This window comes from Microbacterium testaceum StLB037 (genome assembly GCF_900104345.1).
Lineage (GTDB): Bacteria > Actinomycetota > Actinomycetes > Actinomycetales > Microbacteriaceae > Microbacterium > Microbacterium testaceum_A.
In genome coordinates this window covers 481,434-502,373 of record NZ_FNJN01000003.1, presented here as the reverse complement: position 1 = coordinate 502,373, position 20,940 = coordinate 481,434, and the positions used below count along the sequence as shown (strand labels likewise).

Annotated in this window: 20 protein-coding genes; 16 read left to right on the top strand and 4 right to left on the bottom strand. The window is 70.6% G+C overall.

Annotated elements, in window-relative coordinates; translation table 11 throughout:
- The first annotated feature begins 1 nt into the window (after position 1).
- The 5 genes from BLS25_RS08700 (at position 2) to BLS25_RS08680 (ending at position 4,900) form a co-directional block, all read left to right on the top strand.
- Positions 2-364 carry a YraN family protein gene (locus tag BLS25_RS08700; RefSeq protein WP_056232302.1) on the top strand — a complete coding sequence of 121 codons (363 nt, stop codon included), beginning with the start codon at positions 2-4 and terminating at the stop codon, positions 362-364.
- A complete protein-coding gene (locus BLS25_RS08695) occupies positions 361-1,884 on the top strand; it encodes a YifB family Mg chelatase-like AAA ATPase (protein ID WP_074695095.1) in 1,524 nt (507 codons plus the stop codon). Before BLS25_RS08700 ends, BLS25_RS08695 begins: the two co-directional genes overlap by 4 nt.
- Entirely contained in the window at positions 1,881-3,053 is a 1,173-nt protein-coding gene (gene dprA, locus BLS25_RS08690) for a DNA-processing protein DprA (RefSeq protein ID WP_056230906.1), read from the top strand. Before BLS25_RS08695 ends, dprA begins: the two co-directional genes overlap by 4 nt.
- Positions 3,054-3,116: 63 nt before the next feature.
- Complete coding sequence (locus BLS25_RS08685; RefSeq protein WP_056230908.1) at positions 3,117-4,112, top strand: tyrosine recombinase XerC; 996 nt, start codon at positions 3,117-3,119, stop codon at positions 4,110-4,112.
- Positions 4,113-4,282: 170 nt separating this feature from the next.
- Positions 4,283-4,900, top strand: coding sequence for a YdhT family protein (locus BLS25_RS08680; protein ID WP_074695094.1), 618 nt, complete (start codon positions 4,283-4,285; stop codon positions 4,898-4,900).
- Positions 4,901-4,914: 14 nt separating this feature from the next.
- Here the strand turns inward: BLS25_RS08680 and BLS25_RS08675 are convergent, their stop codons facing one another.
- A complete protein-coding gene (locus BLS25_RS08675; RefSeq protein WP_074695093.1) occupies positions 4,915-5,418 on the bottom strand; it encodes a murein hydrolase activator EnvC family protein in 504 nt (167 codons plus the stop codon).
- A gap of 314 nt (positions 5,419-5,732) precedes the next feature.
- Between BLS25_RS08675 and rpsB the strand changes: the two genes are divergently transcribed.
- From rpsB to BLS25_RS08630, 9 genes are all read left to right on the top strand, one after another.
- Positions 5,733-6,629, top strand: a complete 897-nt coding sequence (rpsB, locus tag BLS25_RS08670; protein ID WP_074695092.1) for a 30S ribosomal protein S2 — start codon at positions 5,733-5,735, stop codon at positions 6,627-6,629.
- Between the two features lie 153 nt (positions 6,630-6,782).
- Entirely contained in the window at positions 6,783-7,610 is an 828-nt protein-coding gene (gene tsf / locus BLS25_RS08665) for a translation elongation factor Ts (RefSeq protein ID WP_056230918.1), read from the top strand.
- Positions 7,611-7,754: 144 nt separating this feature from the next.
- Entirely contained in the window at positions 7,755-8,474 is a 720-nt protein-coding gene (gene pyrH / locus BLS25_RS08660; protein ID WP_056230920.1) for a UMP kinase, read from the top strand.
- 75 nt (positions 8,475-8,549) lie between these two features.
- Positions 8,550-9,104 carry a ribosome recycling factor gene (frr, locus tag BLS25_RS08655; protein ID WP_056230923.1) on the top strand — a complete coding sequence of 185 codons (555 nt, stop codon included), beginning with the start codon at positions 8,550-8,552 and terminating at the stop codon, positions 9,102-9,104.
- Between the two features lie 5 nt (positions 9,105-9,109).
- A complete protein-coding gene (locus tag BLS25_RS08650; protein ID WP_056230926.1) occupies positions 9,110-10,162 on the top strand; it encodes a phosphatidate cytidylyltransferase in 1,053 nt (350 codons plus the stop codon).
- Positions 10,159-10,734 (top strand): DivIVA domain-containing protein, encoded by a 576-nt coding sequence (locus BLS25_RS08645; RefSeq protein ID WP_056230928.1) that lies wholly within the window; start codon positions 10,159-10,161, stop codon positions 10,732-10,734. Before BLS25_RS08650 ends, BLS25_RS08645 begins: the two co-directional genes overlap by 4 nt.
- A gap of 49 nt (positions 10,735-10,783) precedes the next feature.
- Positions 10,784-11,497 carry an aggregation-promoting factor C-terminal-like domain-containing protein gene (locus BLS25_RS08640; protein WP_074695091.1) on the top strand — a complete coding sequence of 238 codons (714 nt, stop codon included), beginning with the start codon at positions 10,784-10,786 and terminating at the stop codon, positions 11,495-11,497.
- A 9-nt stretch (positions 11,498-11,506) separates the two neighbouring features.
- Complete coding sequence (locus tag BLS25_RS08635; protein ID WP_056230930.1) at positions 11,507-11,794, top strand: hypothetical protein; 288 nt, start codon at positions 11,507-11,509, stop codon at positions 11,792-11,794.
- Complete coding sequence (locus tag BLS25_RS08630) at positions 11,794-12,516, top strand: alpha/beta hydrolase (protein WP_056230932.1); 723 nt, start codon at positions 11,794-11,796, stop codon at positions 12,514-12,516. Before BLS25_RS08635 ends, BLS25_RS08630 begins: the two co-directional genes overlap by 1 nt.
- A 49-nt stretch (positions 12,517-12,565) precedes the next feature.
- Here the strand turns inward: BLS25_RS08630 and BLS25_RS08625 are convergent, their stop codons facing one another.
- Positions 12,566-13,642, bottom strand: a complete 1,077-nt coding sequence (locus tag BLS25_RS08625) for an AI-2E family transporter (RefSeq protein ID WP_056232310.1) — start codon at positions 13,640-13,642, stop codon at positions 12,566-12,568.
- Positions 13,643-13,812: 170 nt separating this feature from the next.
- On the opposite strand from BLS25_RS08625, the gene BLS25_RS08620 reads away from it, so the two are divergent.
- Entirely contained in the window at positions 13,813-15,624 is a 1,812-nt protein-coding gene (locus BLS25_RS08620) for a DUF8094 domain-containing protein (RefSeq protein WP_074695090.1), read from the top strand.
- Entirely contained in the window at positions 15,621-16,571 is a 951-nt protein-coding gene (locus tag BLS25_RS08615; protein WP_074695089.1) for a tetratricopeptide repeat protein, read from the top strand. Before BLS25_RS08620 ends, BLS25_RS08615 begins: the two co-directional genes overlap by 4 nt.
- A 119-nt stretch (positions 16,572-16,690) precedes the next feature.
- Here BLS25_RS08615 and glgB read toward each other — a convergent pair whose 3' ends face one another.
- Both glgB and BLS25_RS08605 read right to left on the bottom strand, forming a co-directional pair.
- On the bottom strand, positions 16,691-18,829 hold the full coding sequence (glgB, locus tag BLS25_RS08610; protein WP_074695088.1) for a 1,4-alpha-glucan branching protein GlgB: 2,139 nt from the start codon (positions 18,827-18,829) through the stop codon (positions 16,691-16,693).
- Positions 18,826-20,910, bottom strand: coding sequence for an alpha-1,4-glucan--maltose-1-phosphate maltosyltransferase (locus BLS25_RS08605; RefSeq protein ID WP_081349750.1), 2,085 nt, complete (start codon positions 20,908-20,910; stop codon positions 18,826-18,828). The genes glgB and BLS25_RS08605 overlap by 4 nt, the downstream gene beginning before the upstream one ends.
- Positions 20,911-20,940 lie beyond the last annotated feature (30 nt).

The window sequence follows — 20,940 nt, the reverse complement described above, 5'->3', positions numbered from 1 at the left end:
CATGGCAGCGAAAGACGAGCTCGGCAGAGCAGGCGAAGATCGCGCCGTCGCGTACCTGAGGGACGACGGCTACCGCATTCTCACGCGCAACTGGCGGTGCGATCAGGGCGAGATCGACATCGTCGCCGCACGCGACGACACTCTCGTCGTGGTCGAGGTGAAGACCCGACGCACCGAGGACTACGGCCACCCCTTCGAGGCCATCGACGCCCGGAAGGCGCAGCGGCTCTGGCGCCTCGCCATGGCGTGGTTGGCGGCCCATCCCGAAGAGGCGAGGGGGCGACGCCTCCGGGTCGACGCGATCGGCCTCGTCGGTCCCGATCCCGCGCGGGCGCGCCTCGAGCACCTCGAGGACGCCTTGTGACCCTCGCGCGGACCTGGGCCGTGGCGTTGTCGGGGCTGCACGGCGATCTCGTCGAGGTTGAGGCCGACGTGTCCTCTCAGACCCCGGAGTTCTCGATCATCGGTCTCGCCGACAAGGCCCTGGGCGAAGCCGGTCGGCGCGTGCGGGGCGCGTGCACCAACCGCGGCCTCGACCTGCCCAAGCGTCGGATCACCGTCAACCTGTCGCCCGCGAGCCTGCCGAAGCGCGGATCGGGGTTCGACGTGGCGATCGCCGTGGCCGCCCTCGCGACGTCGGTGCGGATGGATGCCGCCCGCGTCGCGCGGACCGTGCACATCGGCGAACTGGGACTCGACGGACGACTCCGACCCGTTCCCGGGGTCCTGCCGGCGGTCGTGGCAGCGCAGCGCGCCGGTCATCGGCGCGTGGTGGTCCCGGCGGCCAATGCCGCGGAGGCGGGACTCATCGAGGGGATCGAGGTGTTCGCCGCCACGTGCCTCGCCGACGTGGTGAGGTGGCACGGCGGTACGAGCGACGCGCCCGACCTCGAGCCGGTCGAGGCGCCCGCCACCCGTGCAGACGACGAGGAGCAGCTCGACCTCGCCGATGTCGTGGGGCAGGGGGACGCCGTGGACGCCCTCGTCGTCGCCGCGGCGGGCGGGCACCACCTGCTCATGAGCGGCCCGCCGGGCGCGGGCAAGACGATGCTGGCGCGCCGGCTCCCCGGCATCCTTCCGCCCCTCGATGACGAGGCGGCCCTCTCGGTCGCGTCGGTGCGCTCCCTGTCCGGCGAGGCGGTGACTCGGTTGTCGCGCACGCCCCCGTTCGAGAGCCCCCACCACGGGGCGACCGCCGCGGCGCTGATCGGGGGAGGCTCCGGCGTGGTGCGTCCGGGTGCCATCGCCCGCGCGAGCGAGGGAGTACTGTTCCTCGACGAGGGCGGCGAGTTCCCGGCCTCCGTTCTCGACGCCCTTCGTCAGCCCCTCGAGAACGGCGTGATCCAGGTGCACCGCTCCGGGGTCTCGGCGACGTACCCCGCGCGGTTCCAGCTCGTGGTGGCCACGAACCCCTGCCCGTGCGGCCAATACGGCGTCCCGGGTGGATCGTGCGAGTGCGCTCCGCAGGCGATACGCCGCTACACGCGGCGCCTCTCGGGCCCGCTTCTCGATCGGATCGACATCGACCTGCGGCTGCAGCGCGTGTCCACCGCCCGGCACGAGTGCAGTTCCCGGACGGTGTCCTCGGAACGCGCGCGCGAGATCGTCGCCGCCGCTCGTGCGCACGCCGCTCGACGGTGGGCCCAGACGCCCTGGAGACGCAACGCCGATGTGCCGGGCACGTGGCTGCGCGGCCCGGCCGCCCCGTCGCCCGAGGTCCTGCGTCCGCTCGACACCGCCCTTCGCCGCGGCGCAGTGACCTTGCGCGGATACGACCGCCTGCTCCGTGTGGCGTGGACGGTTGCCGACATCGCGGGCCACGAACAGCTCCGGTCCGACGATGTGGGCCGTGCCCTCTACCTGCGCCGAGGTGCGGGCGCATGACGCCCTACGAGGTCGACGAGATCGAGGCCGCACGCGCCCTCCGGGGCCTGCGGGACGACGATGACCATGGGGGTGCCGTGGAGGCGTTCGCGCGGGCGGTGTGGAGTGTGCTGACCGAGCCCGGAGACGGGGTCGCCGGGAAACTCATCGCGGAACACGGACCGGTTCGGGCCCTGAGCGTGGCCACGTCCGCGGGGCGTGAGGATCTCGGGGCGGCGCGTGCCCGGTGGCTGCCCCGGCTCCATCCCGACGCGATCGCGGCAGCGCTCGACGCCGCGCGGCGGTCGGGAACCTCGCTCGTCGTTCCGGGAGACGCCTCGTGGCCCGCCCGCCTCGACGATCTGGGGGAGCACGCGCCGGTCGTCCTCTGGCGCCGCGGAGCCGGCATCGAGGACGATTCCCCCACGGTCGCCCTCGTGGGCGCGCGAGCTTCGACGGCGTACGGGGAGGGGGTCGCGGCGGATCTCGCCGCCGACCTGACGGCGGCCGGTGTGATCGTCGTCTCGGGGGCGGCGTACGGGATCGACGGGGCCGCTCATCGGGCGGCGCTGTCGACGGGCGGATCGACGGTCGCGTTCCTCGCCGGCGGCGTCGATCGGGCGTACCCGCGCGGTCACGAAGGTCTCCTTGCCCGGATCGCGGGAGCCGGCGCGGTCTGGAGCGAGACGCCCTGCGGGACGACGCCCACCAAGTGGCGCTTCCTCGCGCGCAACCGGTTGATCGCCGCGATCGCGGACGCCGTCGTGGTCGTCGAGGCGGGGTGGCGCAGCGGCTCGCTCAACACCGCCGCGCACGCCGCGAGCCTCGGCCGCGCCCTCGGCGCGGTGCCCGGTCCCGTCACCAGCGCGGCGTCGGCGGGGTGCCACCGTATCCTCCGCGAGTACGGCGGAGTCTGCGTGACGGGCGCTGCCGACGTGCTCGAGATGGTCGGCGCGGGAGGACCCGGCGAGCACGGCGCCACCGATCGCACCGACGACATCACCCGACTGCTCGACGCCCTCTCGGCGCGCTCCGGTCGGTCGACGCGGGAGGTCGCCCGCCGAAGCGGGATGTCGAGCGAGGAGGCCGGGGTGCTCCTCGGCTTCGCGGAGCTCGAGGGGAGGGTCGTCCGCGACAGCGAGGGGCTGTGGACGTCCGCCGGTCGGGGGGACGGGCGATCTCCGCGATGAGGGAAACGCCGTTCGGCGCGCGTCGTCGCGCACGCGCGGCCGGCCTGCGGGCACTCTGGGGGGATGCAGTTGTCGGAGGCCGTCGCGGGATATCTCTCCCACCTGTCCGACGTGCGCCGACTCTCTCCGGCGACGGTGCGGGCCTACCGCGCGGATCTCGCGGACCTGATCCTGTGGGTCGGCGATCGCCCCCTGGGCGAGGTCGGCGTGGAGGATCTGCGCGAATGGCAGTGGCAGTCGGCCAAGTCGGGGCAGTCCAAGGCGACCGCCGCGCGTCGCGCGTCGACGGTACGGGGGCTGTTCGCCTGGGCCGTCGAGGAAGAGCTGGTCGGGGTGGACCCCGCGCGGAGGCTGGTGTCTCCGAAGCGCGGGCGCACCCTCCCCGCCGTCGCGACCACCGACGCGCTCGACGACGTCCTGACCGCGGCGGCCGAGCGCGCGGCGAGTGGCGATGCCGTGGCGCTCCGAGACCACGCCCTCCTGGAGGTGCTCTACGGATCGGGCGCGCGGGTCTCCGAGGTGTGCGGTCTCGACCTCGACGACATCGATCACGATCGACGCACCCTGTTCCTGCGCGGCAAGGGCGGCAAGGACCGCGTCGTGCCGTTCGGACTCCCCGCCGCTCGCGCGCTGCAGGCCTACCTGGTGCGGGCCCGTCCCGTCCTGCAGGCACGCCGGGTCGAGGCATCCGCATCTCTCGCATCCGGGTCGCGCCACGACGGAAGGGGGAGCGGCTCCCGCATTCCCGCCCGCGAAGCCGGGGGTGCGACGCGCCCGCACGAGCGCGCCGTGTTCCTGGGGGCGAAGGGCTCGCGTCTCGGGCCGAGGGCCGTGCACGCCCTCGTGTCGAGAACCGTGGCGCCGAGTGTGGGGGCGGACGTGCTCGGGCCGCACGCTCTGCGGCACTCGGCCGCGACCCATCTGCTCGACGGGGGCGCCGATCTGCGCTCCGTGCAGGAGATCCTCGGCCACGCGAGTCTGGGCACCACGCAGATCTACACCCATGTCTCCGCCGAGCGCCTCCGCGAGGCTTACCGACTCGCGCACCCGCGCGCTTGAGGGGTCGGCGCGGGCGACCCGGGTGGCGCAGCGCCTCGTGCCGAGGAGCCCGTCCTCGGCCAGCGCTCCGGCAGGCCGCGCGGCTCACCTCGCCGTCGGGTTCTCGCCGGGCGGCCCGTGAAGTGTCCCGTATGCGTGCGCATGCGCGCCGGACCCCCTAGCGTGGAACCGTGATCTCCCGCCGCCTGGTGCCCGCCGCGATCGGCGTCGTCGCGCTCGTCGGGGTGCTCAGCGGGTGCAGCCTCGCCCCGGAGCCGGTCGAAACCCGTCTTCCTCCCGGGCTCGTCGCCTCGAGCCCTCCGCCCACGGTCGCCGTGCCCTCGCCCTCCGTCGTCACAACGTCTCCCGCGCCGGTCTCGTCGACGGGCCCGTCGACTCCCGCCGCAGGATCCGGCACCGACGCCGTCTCGTGCGGCGACGGGGGAAGCCAGACCGTCTCGGGGGCCGAGCAGAGCGTCCGCATCGTCGGAACGTGCGCCGAGCTCACCGTCTCGGGGTCGGCCCTCACCGTCGACGCCTCGGGGGCCTCGATCGGTACCCTCCGCATCTCCGGCGACCGCGCCCGCATCGACGCCGGCTCGATCGATGCCCTCATCCTGCAGGGCAACGACGGCTCGGTCCGTTCCTCGGGGGCGATCGGCAGCGCCGACCTGAGCGGCGATCGGTCCTCGATCCAGGCGGGCGGTGCGATCTCGGCCGTCACGGTCCGCGGGCAGGATAACATCGTGAGCGCCACGGGCGGCATCGGCACCCAGACCGTCGAGGGCCGCGGCAACCGGATCGGATGAGCGGGCCCGCCGAGTCACCTCTCGCAGCAGGGCAGCAGCACCGCTCGCGGGACGCCGCCCAGCAGGCGCAGCGGATTCACGTACTCACCGTTCCACCGCACCCCGAAGTGGACGGTCGCGGGGCCGGCGTGCCCACCGGCGGCCACCCGCCCCACCGGTGACGCGCGCGCGACGACCGCACCCACATCCAGGTCGGTGACCACGGGTTCCAGCGTCGTCACGAGGCCGTCGCCGTGGTCGATGGTCACGATGTCGCGCCCGGCTACGGCCCCCACGAAGGCGACGCGGCCGTCCGCGGGGGACCGGACCGAATCTCCCGCGAGATCGAGCCCGCGGTGACCCGGACCGTACATGTGAGCAGGGGCGACGAACGGCCGCACCACCCGGGCCGGAATCGCGGGCCACACCCAGACGCGGTCGCCGAGCGGGTCGCCGTCGGACGCTTCGGCGGGCGACGATACGAGGAGCGTCGCCGTCAGAAGGGCGAGAGTGACGAGGCGGGCGGATGCCGGGATCATCAGCGAAGTCTTCTCTCCCCGGGTCCGCGCGGAGCGCCGTGGAGGCGAGACGGGGGAGAGTTCGCGCCCGCACGCGGGTGGGGAGGAGCAGTCCTGTATGCTGGAGGACGCATCTCGCATGTCGGGATGACTCCGCGTGCCCACAGCGCATCGCGCCGCCCTCCGGGGCAGCGCACCGCGCGGCATCCACACCCCCTGGTCCTCCGCTTCGGCGGATGGCGGGTGTGCGCCGGGTACCAGGCTCGTCAGACGGATCGTCTGGCGCGAACAACCACAACCACGGCGCGAAAGCGCCCAGAAACAGGAGTACGACCATGGCCGTCGTCACCATCCGCCAGCTGCTCGACAGCGGCGTTCACTTCGGACACCAGACCCGCCGGTGGAACCCGAAGGTGAAGCGCTTCATCCTCACCGAGCGCTCGGGCATCCACATCATCGACCTCCAGCAGTCGCTCGGCTACATCGACAAGGCGTACGAGTTCGTCAAGGAGACCGTCGCACACGGCGGCACCATCCTCTTCGTCGGCACCAAGAAGCAGGCGCAGGAAGTTCTCGCCGAGCAGGCGACCCGCGTGGGCCAGCCCTACGTCAACCAGCGCTGGCTCGGTGGCCTTCTCACCAACTTCCAGACGGTGTCGAAGCGCCTCGCCCGCATGAAGGAGCTCGAGGAGCTCGACTACGAGAACCCGGCCGAGAGCGGCTTCACCAAGAAGGAGCTCCTGCTCAAGAAGCGCGAGCTCGACAAGCTGCACAAGTCGCTCGGTGGTATCCGCAACCTGCAGAAGACCCCCTCGGCGATCTGGGTCGTCGACGCCAAGCGCGAGCACCTCGCGGTCGACGAGGCCAAGAAGCTCGGCATCCCCGTGATCGGCATCCTCGACACGAACGCCGACCCCGACGAGTTCCAGTACCCGATCCCCGGTAACGACGACGCGATCCGCTCGGTGAGCCTGCTCACGCGCATCATCGCCGACGCCGCCGCCGAGGGCCTCATCCAGCGCCACCAGCCCGCCGGTGAAGAAGAGGCCGCCGAGCCCCTCGCCGAGTGGGAGCGCGAGCTGCTCGAGACCCCCGCCGAGTCGACCGACGCCCCCGCGGCCGAGTCGACCGACGAGGCTCCCGCCGCTGAGTCGACCGAGGCTTCGGCCGGGGAGTCGACCGAGGCCGCCGAGACCGAGGCCACTGACGCCGAGGCCACCGACAGCAAGTAAGCCGCGAGGCGTTCCGTTCTCCTCCGCGTGAACGGCCCGCTACCCGCACAGGCTACGATCCGGCGGGGTCGTGACAGCCCCCTCTTCGGAGGGTGGCGACACGGCCCCGCCGGGCTCACATCTAGAACGCAAACGACAAGGAGACGCCACACCATGGCAAACTTCACGATCGCCGACATCAAGGCGCTGCGCGAGCAGCTCGGCACGGGCATGGTCGACACCAAGAAGGCGCTCGAAGAGGCTGACGGCGACGTCGAGAAGGCCGTCGAGATCCTGCGCCTCAAGGGCGCGAAGGGCAATGCCAAGCGCGCCGACCGTTCGACCAGCGAGGGCCTCGTCGCCGCCCGCGAGAACAACGGTTCCGTCACGCTTCTCGAGCTCGCCTGCGAGACCGACTTCGTCGCCAAGAACGAGCGCTTCATCGCTCTGGCCGACAAGGTCGTCGACGCAGCCGCCGCCGCCGGTGCCGACTCGGTCGAGGCCGCCCTGGCCGCCGACGCCGACGGCAAGACCGTCGAGCAGCTCATCTCGGACGAGGCCGCGATCATCGGCGAGAAGGTCGAGCTCCGTCGCGTGCGCACCATCTCGGGCGACAAGTTCGAGGTCTACCTGCACAAGACCAGCAAGGACCTGCCCCCGCAGGTCGGCGTCGTCCTCGCCTACTCGGGCGATGACGCCGAGACCGCTCGCTCGATCGCGCAGCACATCTCGTTCGCCAACCCCTCGTACCTCACCCGCGACGCCGTCCCCGAGGCCGACGTCGAGAAGGAGCGCGAGATCGTCACCGAGATCTCCCGCAACGAGGGCAAGCCCGAGGCTGCGCTGCCGAAGATCGTGGAGGGCCGCGTGAACGCGTTCTTCAAGCAGGTCTCGCTGCTCGACCAGGACTACGCGAAGGACAACAAGCTGTCCGTCGCCAAGGTCGCGTCCGACGCCGGTCTCACGCTGACCGACTTCGCCCGCTTCAAGGTCGGCGCGTAACCCTTCGACAGGCTCAGGGCCCGTCATGAGGCCCGGGATGCCACGGCATCCCGGGCCTTTTCCCTGCCCGCGTCCCATATCGGTTCCTGCGTATCGGTCGCGGGTGCGGGGGGATAGTTTGTTCAAGACGAGAGGACATCACACGTGATCGATGAAGCCACCAAGCGCCGCCGAGTTCTGCTGAAGCTGTCGGGGGAGGCGTTCGGCGGCGGCCAACTGGGCGTGAATCCCGACGTCGTGGGCCAGATCGCCCGTGAGATCGCCGAGGCCGTCGACCGCGTCGACATCGCCATCGTCGTCGGCGGGGGCAACTTCTTCCGCGGCGCCGAGCTCAGCCAGCGCGGCATGGACCGCGGGCGGGCCGACTACATGGGAATGCTCGGCACCGTGATGAACTCCCTCGCGCTGCAGGACTTCCTCGAGCAGGCGGGGGCCGCCACGCGCGTGCAGTCCGCCATCTCGATGACCCAGGTCGCGGAGCCCTACATCCCGCGTCGTGCTGTCCGTCACCTCGAGAAGGGTCGCGTCGTGATCTTCGGCGCCGGCGCCGGACTGCCGTACTTCTCCACCGACACCGTCGCCGCCCAGCGCGCGCTCGAGATCGGAGCGACCGAGGTCCTCGTCGCGAAGAACGGCGTCGACGGGGTCTACACGGCCGACCCGAACGTGGATCCGACGGCCACGAAGCTCGACCACGTCACCTACAACGACGCCCTGCAGAAGGGTCTGAAGGTCGTGGACTCCACGGCGTTCAGCCTCTGCATGGACAACGGAATGGATATGCGCGTGTTCGGCATGGAGCCGGCCGGAAACGTCACCCGGGCCCTTCTCGGCGAGACGATGGGCACCCTCGTCACCGCATGACGCGCCGCGCGGGCCCGGGGAGCCGGGCCCGCGCGCGACTAGACTGAACAGTCAGTCCCAACGAATGGAGTCACCGTGATTTCCGATGTCCTCGCCGATGCCGGAGCGCGTATGGATCGCGCCGTGGAGGCCGCCAAGGAAGACTTCGCGACGGTCCGTACCGGACGCGCGAACCCCCAGATGTTCCAGAAGGTGCTGGTCGACTACTACGGCTCGCCCACCCCGCTGGCTCAGCTCGCCTCGCTGAACAACCCCGAGGCGCGCACTCTCGTCATCAACCCGTACGACAAGTCGGCGCTGAAGGCGATCGAGCAGGCGATCCGCGACATGCCGAACCTCGGGGTGAACCCGACGAACGACGGCAACATCGTCCGCGTCACCATGCCCGAGCTCACGCAGGACCGCCGCAAGGAGTACGTCAAGATCGTGCGCGGCAAGGGCGAGGACGCCAAGGTGCAGGTCCGCAACCTGCGCCGCAAGGCCAAGGACGACCTCGACGCGCTGAAGAGCGACGTCGGCGAGGACGAGCTGGTCCGCGCCGAGAAGGAGCTCGACACCGTCACGCGCACGCACGTCGACCTCATCGACGAGGCGCTCAAGCGCAAAGAGGCTGAGCTCCTCGAGGTCTGACCCCCATGCCCGACGCTCCCGAGATCGGCGACAGCGAGCCGGTCGATCCGTCCGCCTCGTCGCGCCGGGCCGATTCAGCGCGCCGTTCGCCGACCACGGGTGAAGGGGTGACTGCGATCGAGTCGCAGCTGCGCGCGATGCGGTCGGACGCCGATCAGCGGATCGCGCACGCCCGCGCCGAGTTCGACCAGGCGAACGAGCGGATCAAGCAGCGCACGGGGCGCGACCTCATCGTGGCGACCCTGATCGGGGTCGGCATCGGCGTGATCGTCATCGCCTCGCTGATCTTCGTCAAATGGCTGTTCGTCCTGTTCGCGGCCGCCGCGATGGTGCTGGGCGTCCTCGAGTTCTCGCGCGCCCTCCAGGTGGCCGGGCGTCGCGTCGATGTGGTCCCGCAGCTCGTCATGGGGTTCCTGCTCCTGCTGAGCGGGTTCTTCCTGGGCCCGTGGGTGCACTGGATCGCCACCCTCGTCGCCGTCGTCGTCGTGATCGTCTGGCGCCTGACGGCCCAGATGTTCGCGTCCGACGGTCGCGCTCACATCGAGGTGATCGGCGACGTCCTCGTCGCGAGCTTCGTGCAGCTGTACGTGCCCTTCCTGACGAGTGTCGCGATGATCCTCCTCGCGCAGCCCCGCGGGGAGTGGTGGGTGCTCGCGTTCCTCATCCTGGCGGTGGCGGCCGACACCGGCGCGTACGTCTCGGGCTTGACGTTCGGCCGGGGTGGTCGGCATCCGATGGCCCCCCGCATCAGCCCCAAGAAGACCTGGGAGGGCTTCGCGGGAGCGTGCGTCGCGGCGCTCGTGGCGGGCGCGCTCCTGGCCGCCTTCATGCTGCAGGTGCCGTGGTGGGCCGGTCTCATCTTCGGGGCCGTGGTCCTCGCGACCGCGACCGTGGGCGACCTCGGGGAGTCGATGCTCAAGCGGGACCTGGGCATCAAGGACATGAGTTCGTGGCTTCCGGGTCACGGGGGAGTGCTCGACCGCCTCGACTCGATCCTGCCGTCGGCGACCGCCGCCCTGGTGATGTTCTATCTGCTGTCCCCCCTGGGAGTGTCATGACCGAGACGCCGATCCACGACACCGTGGCCGCGACGCCGTTCCCCACGACCTCGGGTCGCACCAAGGGGTACGAGAAGCGCGCGGTCGACGTCTTCCTGGCCCGCGCGCGCGAAGCGTTCGAAGCCGACGAGGTCGGGGCCCTGCGTTCCTCCGAGGTTCGCGCCGCCGCCTTCCCGCTCGTCAAGGGCGGCTACAAGGTGGAGGCCGTGGACGCCGCTCTCGGCCGTGTCGAGGACGCCTTCGCCGCGCGCGAGCGCGAGCACGCCCTGTCGCGTCTCGGCGCCCGCGCGTGGGTCGCCGAGACCCGGGACACGGCGCAGGTGGTGCTCGACCGTCTTCGTCGCCCGCGGGGTTCGCGCTTCGACCGTGTCGGCCTCCTGCGCTACGGCTACCGGGTCGACGAGGTGGACGTCGTCGCCGATCGCGTGGCCCGCTACCTCGCGGCGGGTGATCCGGTGACACCCGATCAGGTGCGTTCGGTCGCGTTCCGCATGCAGCGCGGGGGATACCGCGAGACCCAGGTCGACGCCGTCCTCGACGCCGTCGTCGAAGTGATGCTCGCGGTCGGATGACCCCGACGCGTGGCGTCCGGCCTCGGGCGTCGGTAGAATCGAGCGCACTGTGACTTCTGGTTCGGAACTTTCGCGCGCATCCACGTCCCGTGTCGCCCGCCGGGGCGCCTCGGTCGACGTGGTCCCGCCGTCTCTCCCGCACCGTTCCAGCCCCCGCTGGTCGCGTCGTCGCGGTGTGGTCGGCGTCTTCGGGGCTGCGGCCGCGGTCTTGTTCGTCGGTGCATACGTCGGCCCGATGGGCGCCTCGCTGCTGCCAGCCCAGGCCGAGGAGCCGCACACGGTCACCCTGTACGCCGAGGGTCTCGGCGACACGCAGGCCGTGTCGACCTCGGGCGAGAAGCAGGCGCCGCAGCTCGACCGGGCCAGCTACAACGTCTACGTCAAGCCGAAGCCCACGCCCACCCCGACGCCGACGCCGTCCCGCGAGAAGGACTCCGGCTCCGGCTCGTCCTCGGGCAACGCCGGTCCCATGCTCTACACCGGTGGTGGCGCTCCCGCCGAGTGGATGGCCGCTGCCGGCATCTCCGAATCCGACATGGGCTTCGTGGACTACATCGTCAGTCGCGAGAGCGGTTGGAACCCGAACGCGACGAACCGCTCGTCCGGCGCCTGCGGCCTCGTGCAGGCCCTGCCGTGCAGCAAGGTCCCCGGCAACGGCTACGACCCGGTCGACAATCTGCGCTGGGGAACCGGCTACGCCACCGGGCGTTACGGCGGATGGGCCGGCGCCTACGCGTTCTGGTCCGCCAACCACTGGTGGTGAGCGGCATCCATGCCCCGCTCCCGTAAACGGCGCCCGGACTCCTCCCGAGGCGACGAGTCGCTCGATCGTCTGATCGCCGGGTGGAAGCGCACCGAGGTCAAGCGGGGCGGGGAGTGGACGGTGCAGCCCATCTCGGGCCCACAGGCGGTCAAGGACTACCTGTGCCCCGGGTGCGGTCGGACCGTGGAGGCCGGAACCGCTCACGTGGTGGTCTGGCGCGCCGACGGCGTCCTCGGGGACGCAGCCGATCTCGCCGCCCGTCGTCATTGGCACACGCACTGTTGGAGGATCGCCTGATGGAGATTCGCGGACCCGTTCTTCTGCCCGCCCGTCGCGAGGACGTCGAACTGCGCACCGTCGACGAGCTGACCCTGGTGGGCGAGCTGGCGCTGCCGGCCGATCGCGACCCGGTCGCCACCCTCGTCACGCTTCACCCCCTGCCCACGGCGGGCGGTTTCATGGACTCGCACATCCTGCGCAAAGCGGCGGGCCGGTTGCCGGCGCTGGCCGACCTCGCGGTGCTGCGTTTCAACACGCGGGGAACGACGTCTCCGCGCGGGACCAGCGACGGGGCATTCGACGGGGGTGCGAACGAGTGCTTCGACGTCGCGGCCGCCGTCGATTTCGTCCGTGAGCGCGGTCTTCCGCGGCCGTGGCTCGTCGGCTGGTCGTTCGGCACCGAGCTGGCGCTGAAGTACGGTCGCGATCACGACATCGAGGGCGTCATCCTGCTCTCGCCCCCGCTGCACCGCGCGACGGCCGAAGAGGTCGCCGCCTGGGCGGGCGACGAGCGCCGCATGGTCGTGCTCGTCCCCGAGTTCGACGACTACCTGCGTCCCGACGAGGCCCGCGAGCGGTTCTCGTCGGTACCGGATGCCACGCTCATCGCGGTCGAGGGCGGCAAGCACCTGTGGGTCGGCGAGACGCAGACCCGTCGCGTGCTCACCGAGATCGTCGCGGCGGTCAACCCGGACGCGCTGCCGCTCCCGGTGGAGTGGGACGGCGAGATCGCGGGCTGAACCCGCGCGCCGGTGCTCCGGCGTCGATGCCGGGTGTCCGCGGACGGGCTCAGCGTTCGTTCTGCCGCGGGATGATGACCTCGCGGTAGATGATGAGGATGCTCGCGGCGACCGGGATGGCGATGAGCGCGCCGAGCAGGTTCAACAGGGCGCCGCCGGCCAAGGCCGAGATCACGACGACGGATCCCGGCACCGAGACCGCGCGGTTCATGATGCGCGGCGAGATCACGTACGCCTCGATCTGCATGTACACGAGGTAGTAGATCGCGGCGGCGAGGATCGCCCACGTGGGGGTGCCGAGGCCCGGGATGAGGCACGTCAGCACGATGATCGTCGACCCCGTGAGGGTGCCCACCAGGGGGATGAGCGAGAAGAAGAAGGCGATGACCGCCAGCACGGCCGGGAACGGCGCGTTGATGATCGACAGGAAGATGGCGCTCAGGACGCCGTTGATGACTCCGAGACTGACCTGCCCCATGACGTAGTAGCCCACGGAGTCGGTGATCTTCTCGGCCAGCTCGATGAATCGGGCGCGCTTCGAGGCCGGGACCAGCTGGTAGACGGCCGACTTCAGCGAGGGAGTGGATGCCGTGAAGTAGATCGTGAGGATCAGCACGATGAACGCGCCGCCCAGGCCGGCCGCGACGGCGCCGCCGATGGTGAGGAGGCTGTTGCCGATCATCGTGGAGATGCTGCCGACGTCGAGCGTGGAGAACCAGTGCTGGATCCCCGCCCACACCTCGTCGATCTTCAGCCAGGGGAGGGTCTGCGACACCCAGGCCTGCACGTCGGTGACGATCTCGTTCCACCGACCGGGCTGTAGCAGCTGCTCGATCTGGGACACCAGCTGGGCGATCTGGCTCACGATGATCGGGACGACCATGAAGATGATCCCGGCGAAGACGCCGAGCACCGCCAGGATCGTCACCAGCACCGCCGCCCAGCGGGGGAGACCTCGACGCTCGAGGAACGACACGACGGGGTCGAGGCCGAGAGACAGGAACAACGCCGTGCCCACGTACAGCAGGATCGTCGACAGGTTCTGGACGCTGCCGATGAGCAGCAGGCCGACTCCGACGCCGAGCGTGGCGAGCAGAGCCACCCGGAAGGGATTGTGAATCTTCATGCCGAACGACTCCCGCATCAGCCGGGCTGACGTGCCCGTGTCGTCAGGATACTGAGCGGATGGCCCGACCGAGCGCGCGACGGGCCTCGCCGAGAACTTTCAGGCGCCCTCGGATAGTCTGAAATGTCGATTCGGTGGCGCCCGAGCCACCGGTGGGGATGGTGTGAAGCGTGAGATTCGTCTGGGCCGTGGTGGCATTCGTCATCGCTGCCGCCATGATCGGTGCCGGTATCGCCCAAAGGACCGTGTTCCACGGCCCTTCGGAGACCTCGGCCAACGTGCAGACCGACGGCTCGACGGCGTTCACGCTGATCGACGGCGCAGTGCTGACGAGCGTCCCCGGGGCGCAGACCCTGCGCGTCCAAGGCGATGGGGCGGTGTTCGTCTCGTACGGACGCACCGCCGACGTCACCGCGTGGCTCGCCGACGTCCCCTACACCGCGGTGACCCTCGACGGCGCCGGCACCGTCCAGACCTCCGAGGTCGCGCCGACGGTCACCCCCGCCTCGGGCGCCGCGACCACCGGACGATCGCCCGTGGACTCCGACCTCTGGCTCGACGAGTTCGAACAGACCGGATCGCTGTCGACCACTCTGCAGCTCCCGTCCGACATGAGCGTGCTCGTCGCCTCCGACGGAACGGCCCCCGCCCCCTCGACCGTCAGCCTCACCTGGCCGATCGACGACTCCACGCCGTGGGCCGGTCCGCTCATCGTCGGCGGCGGAATCGTCCTTCTGGCCGGTCTGGTGCTCTACCTGCTCGGCATCCGCCACGTCCGTCGTCAGCGTCGTCCGCGCCGCAAGGGGCTGCCCCTTCCGGTCACCGAGCCGATTTCGACGGTCGACGCGGATGCCGAGAGCAAAGGCGTCGTGAGCCAGAGCCCCGGTCGCCGCGGAGGGTCGCGAGTCCGCGGGGCCCTGCGCGGTCGCCGCGCTCTGGTCGCCATCCCCGCGCTAGGCGTGTCGATCGCTCTGCTGGCGGGATGCTCGGCTGACGCGTGGCCGCAGCTCGCGGCGACCGAGTCGCCGAGCCCCACTCCGACGGTGATCGTCCCGGAGGGGCAGTTCCCGCCGGCGGTCACCGAGGCGCAGGCGCAGCGCATTGTGGCGAAGGTCTCGTCGACCGTCGCGCAGGCCGATGCCTCGCTCGACGGGAACGTCGTCGCCGAGCGACTGTCGGGCCCGGCTCTCGCGGAGCGGCAGACCAACTACAAGCTGCGCGCCGCGATCCCCGACCGACCCGCCCTGCCCGCGATCCCGGCGGAGCCCGTGCAGATCGTGCTGCCGCAGACCACGGGAACGTGGCCGCGCACCCTCATGACGGTGGTGGAGTCGGCGGATGCCGCGACCCCCACGACCACGATCATGATGATGACGCAGCAGACGCCGTGGGAGGAGTACAAGGCCTCGTACGTCGGCAACCTCGAGGCCTCGACGAACCTTCCCGAGCTCGCGGCGCCCTACGTCGGTGCCACGCAGGTTCCGCCGGACTCGTCCTTCCTCGTCATGGCGCCCGAGAAGGTGGCCGCCGCCTACGCGGATGTCATCAACAACGGCCAGAACAGCGCCTCGTTCGCGAAGTTCGACACGGCGAACGACCTGCTGCTCTCGGCGATCCAGGACAACAAGACCAAGCGCACCGACGAACTCAACCAGACCGGTGCGGGAACGGCGGAGATCAGCTTCTCGGCCTCCGCGGGAGCGGCGACCCCCATCGCGCTGGCGACGCTCGACACCGGTGCGATCGTCGCGGTCAACGTGTACGAGAGCGACACCGCGAAGCCCACCAACAAGGACGCCGTGATCAAGCTGGACAACAATCCGGCGGTCAAGGCCCTGACCGGTGTCGACCAGTCGGCGACAGGCTTCACCACGACATACTCCGACCAGGTGTTCTTCTACGTGCCCAGCCAGGGCTCCGACGATCAGATCCGCCTGCTCGGCTACCGATCCAGCCTCCTCGAAGCGAAGGTGTCCCCGTGAGCACTCCCGCCCCCGGTTCCGTGATGCGCGGTGCCGTCGACCTCTCGTCGTTGCGCAACCGTCCCCAGCCGCCGGCGGCACCCGCCTCCGGCGCCCCCGCGACGCCCCCGCGCCCCGCCGGCGCGCCGCCCCTGGTCTTCGACGTGACCGATGAGACGTTCGGTGAGGTCCTCGAGCTCTCGCGCACGGTCCCGGTCGTCATCGATCTGTGGGCCGAGTGGTGCGGGCCGTGCAAGCAGCTGAGCCCCGTGCTCGAGAAGGTGGTCACCGAGCTCGCCGGCCGCCTGGTGCTCGCCAAGGTCGACGTCGACGCGAACCCGCAGCTCGCGCAGGGCTTCCGCGCGCAGTCGATCCCCATGGTGCTCGCGCTCGTGGCGGGTCAGCCGGTGCCCCTGTTCACGGGAGCCGTCCCTGAGCAGCAGGTGCGCGACGTGTTCGCCCAGCTTCTGCAGCTCGCCGCTCAGCACGGCGTAACCGGTACCGTCCCGGTCGAGGGCGCCCCCTCCGCCGATGCCCCCGCCGCGGAGCCCGAGCTGCCCCCGCTGCACGCAGAGGCGTTCGCCGCGATCGAAGAGGGCGACTACGCCCGCGCCATCACCGCCTACGAGAAGGCCCTCGCAGAGAACCCGCGCGACGCCGACGCGCGCGCCGGTCTCGGACAGGTGCGTCTGCTGGACCGCGTCCAGGACGCCGACCTCCAGGCGGCCCGTGCCGCGGCGGCCGCCGACCCGACGGGGCTCGAGGCACAGTTCCTCGTCGCGGATCTCGACGTCGTGGGCGGGCATGTCGACGACGCCTTCGGCCGTCTGCTCGACCTCTTCGCCGCGCTTCCCGGGGATGAGCGCGCCCCGGTGCGCGAGCGTCTGCTCGAGCTCTTCGGCCTCGTCGGCGACGAGGACGCGCGGGTGATCCGCGCCCGCTCGCGACTGGCCTCGTTGCTCTTCTGAGCCCGGACATCGCACGGCCCCGTCCTCCCAAGGGGGGACGGGGCCGTCGTCGTTTGCGCGTGTGTCAGACCCGTGGATCCGGCGCGGATCACCCCGCGCAGGGGCCGAGACGCCCGGGGTCAGCTCCCCGAACGGTGGTGGAGCCACAGCACCCCGAGAGGGGGGAGGGTCAGCGTCGCGCTTCCGCGACCATCCGTCTGTACCGCACCGAAGTTGCCCTGCCCTGAGCCGCCGAAGGCCTCGGCGTCGCTGTTGAGGATCTCGGTCCAGGTGCCCGATTCGGGCAGGTCGAGGGGGTAATCGGTCAGCGGAACGCCCGAGAAGTTGCACACCACGGCGATCGTGTTGCCGTGGTGATCGCGACGGGCGAAAGCGAGGACGTTCGTGTTCCAGGCCGGGGCACCGAGGCGCGAGAATGCCGCGCCGTCGTGATCACGCGCCCACAGGGCCGCCTGATCCTTATAGACGCGGTTCAGCTCGGCCACGAAGGAGTGCAGCTGCGCATGCGAGGGCTGGTCGAGCATCCACCAGTCGATGCTGCGCGACTCCGACCACTCGGACATCTGCCCGAACTCCTGGCCCATGAACAGCAGTTGCTTGCCGGGGTGCCCCCACATGTACGCCAGGAACGCGCGCATGTTGGCGAGCTTCTGCCAGTGGTCGCCCGGCATCCGACCGAAGAGGCTGCCCTTGCCGTGCACGACCTCGTCGTGGCTGATCGGCAGGACGAAGTTCTCGCTGAACGAGTACACGAACGAGAACGACAGCTCACCCTCGTGGTGCGAGCGGTACATGGGATCGCGCCCGATGTACTGCAGCGAGTCGTTCATCCAGCCCATGTTCCACTTGAAGCCGAAACCGAGGCCCGCGTGCGAGGTGGGAGCCGTGACGCCGGGGAAGCTCGTCGACTCCTCGGCGATCAAGGCGATACCGGGGTAGCGCTTGTACGAGGTCGCGTTCACCTCCTGCAGGAACCGGATCGCCTCGAGGTTCTCGCGACCGCCGAACTGGTTCGGCGCCCACTCGCCCTCGTTGCGCGAGTAATCGAGGTAGAGCATGGAGGCCACGGCATCCACTCGCAGACCGTCGACGTGGAACTCCTCGAACCAGTACAGCGCGTTCGCGACGAGGAAGTTACGCACCTCGTTGCGGCCGTAGTCGAAGATGAGCGTGCCCCAGTCCTTGTGCTCGCCGCGACGGGGGTCCGGGTGCTCGTACAGGGCCTCGCCGTCGAAGCGGGCGAGCGCGAAGTCGTCCTTGGGGAAGTGGCCGGGGACCCAGTCCATGATCACGCCGATGCCGGCCTGGTGCAGACGGTCGATGAGGTAGCGCAGGTCGTCCGGCGAGCCGAAACGGCTCGTCGGGGCGTAGTAACCCGACACCTGATACCCCCACGAGCCGCCGAAGGGGTGCTCGGCCAGCGGGAGGAACTCGACGTGGGTGAACCCCTGCGCGCCGACGTAGTCGATGATCTCGTCGGCCGCGTCGCGGTACGACAGCCCCTGCTTCCAGGAACCGAGGTGGAGTTCGTAGATCGACATCGGGCGGTCGATCGGCGCGGTGCGCGAGCGCTCGTCGATCCACTCGTCGTCCGCCCACGCGTAGGTCGAATCGGTGACCACGGATGCCGTGGCGGGAGGAACCTCGGCGAGTCGCGCCATGGGATCCGCCTTCTCGATCCACTGGCCGGCGCGGGTGAGGATCTCGAACTTGTAGCGCGTGCCGACGCCGATCCCGGGGACGAACAGTTCCCAGACGCCGCTGCCGCCCATCGACCGCATGGCGTGGCCGGCGCCGTCCCACCCGTTGAAGTCTCCGATGACGCGCAGGGCGCGCGCATCGGGAGCCCAGACGGTGAACGCGGTGCCCGTCGACCCGTCGAGTTCGCGCACGTGTGCACCGAGGATGCGCCAGAGCTCTTCATGACGCCCCTCGGCGATCAGGTGCAGGTCGAGCTCGCCGACGGACGGCGCGTGGCGGTACCCGTCGTCGGAGACGTGCTCCGAACCGTCGTACGACGCGCGCAGCGTGTAGGCGCCAGGGTAGGCCGCGACGTGCGCCTCCCAGATCCCCCCGCGGACGTGCTCGAGGGCGACCGAGGTGCCGTCGGCCAGTTCGGCGACCACCTCGCGGGCAAGGGGCCGGCGCGAACGGATGACCCATCCCTCGCCGGTTTCGTGCACGCCGAGCACGCTGTGCGGGTCATGGTGGGCGCCGTGGGCCACGGCATCCAGGATCTCGGAGGGAAGGGAGGTCATCGGTTCTCCTTGACGTGCAGGATGTGCACCGGCTCGACGAAGGCGTCGAGGCGCACGAAGTTGTGGTCGGCCCAGGTCCAGACCTGTCCGGTGACGAGATCCTCGACCTCGTACGTGGCGCCGGGTTCGATGCCGAAGACCGTGGTGTCGAGGTGGACGGTCGTTTCACGGGCCGAGTGCGGGTCGACGTTCGCGACCACGATGATCGTGTCGCTGCGACCATCGGGCGAGAGGGCGGCGTCGAGGTGCTTGGAGTACACGAGGATGCTGTCGTCGTCGCTCCAGTGCACGCTGAGGTTGCGCAACTGCCCGAGCGCCGGATGCGCGCGCCGCGCGCCGTTCAGCATGCGCAGGTACGGCGCGAGCGAGTCACCCGCGGCTTCGGCGGCGGCCCAGTCGCGGACCTTGTACTCGTACTTCTCGTTGTCGATGTTCTCTTCGGACCCCGGACGCGCGACGTTCTCGTACAGCTCGTAGCCCGCGTAGACGCCGTAGGTGGGAGCCGCGGTGGCCGCGATGGCGGCGCGGATCTTGTACGCCGGTCGCCCGCCGAACTGAAGGTACTCGGTGAGGATGTCAGGGGTGTTGACGAAGAGGTTGGGGCGGAGGAAGTCGTCGGTCTCGTGGGCGAGACCGGTGAGGAACTCCTCGAGCTCGTCCTTCGTGTTGCGCCACGTGAAGTAGGTGTAGCTCTGCTGGAACCCCGCCATGGCCAGGCCCTGCAGCGGCGCGGGGCGCGTGAAGGCCTCGGCCAGGAACACCGCGTCGGGCTCCTCGGCGCTGACGGTCGCGATGAGCCACTCCCAGAACTGCAGGGGCTTGGTGTGCGGGTTGTCCACGCGGAAGATCGTGACCCCCTGCGCGATCCAATGGCGGACGATGCGCAGCACCTCGGCGCGGATGCCCTCGGGGTCGTTGTCGAAGTTGACCGGGTAGATGTCCTGGTACTTCTTCGGGGGGTTCTCGGCGAAGGCGATCGAGCCGTCGGGGAGGGTGGTGAACCACTCCGGGTGCTCGGCGACCCACGGGTGATCGGGCGAGGCCTGCAGCGCGAGGTCGAGTGCCACCTCGATGTCGTTCTCGCGCGCGGTCCGCACGAAGGCGCGGAAGTCCTCGAGAGTGCCGAGGTCGGGGTGGACGGTGTCGTGCCCGCCCGCCGCGCCCCCGATGGCCCACGGCGAGCCGGGGTCTCCGGGCTCGGTGACGAGGGTGTTGTTCGGCCCCTTGCGGTTGGTCTGGCCGATGGGGTGGATCGGCGGCAGGTACAGGACGTCGAAGCCCATTCCGGCGACGGCCGGGAGCCGCTCGGCGGCGGTGCGGAACGTGCCGCTGACGATCGAGCCGTCCTCCGCTCGTCGTGCCCCTTCGGACCGGGGGAAGAACTCGTACCAGGCGCCGGCGCCGGCGCGCTCTCGTTCGACGAGCAGCTCGGCATCCCGCCCGACAGAGACCAGGCCCATCATGGGGCGGGCCTCGAACAGCGCCGCGATCTCGGGGTCGCGGACGATCTGGAGCGCGGTGTCGTCGTGCACGTCGGGATCGCGCAGGGCGCGGGCGGCGTCGTACAGGCGGTCCTTGTCGGTGCCGGGCCGCTTCTTCTCGCCGCGCGCCCGATCGAAGAGCTGCGCGCCCATCTCTCGCATGAGGGCGACATCGACGCCCGCCGCGATCTTGACCTCGGCGGCGTGCTCCCACGTCGCGAAGTCGTCGGCGAAGGATTCGAAACGGAATCGCCAGACGCCCTGCTCGAGCGGAGCGACGAGCGTCGACCAGCGATCGAAGCCGTCGTTGAGGGGACTCAGGCGGTGCAGCGATTCGTCGCCGGACGGCGAGAACAGGCGCACCTGCACGCCGATGCGGTCGTGGCCCTCGCGGAACGCCGTCACCGTGAACGGCACGGCCTCACCGACGTACGCGGAGGGGCGGAATCTGCCGCCGGGCACGCTCGGGTGCGGGAGCGCCAGCGGGATGCGCGGGGTGACCACGCTGCGCGAGGTGGGCGTCGGCTTGACCGGACGCACGGGAATCGAGGCGGCGCTGCGCCAGGGCAGCTCGGGCGAGGGAGTCGTCGTGGTGGCCACGGTCCGAACCTATCGCGGGCCACCGACGTT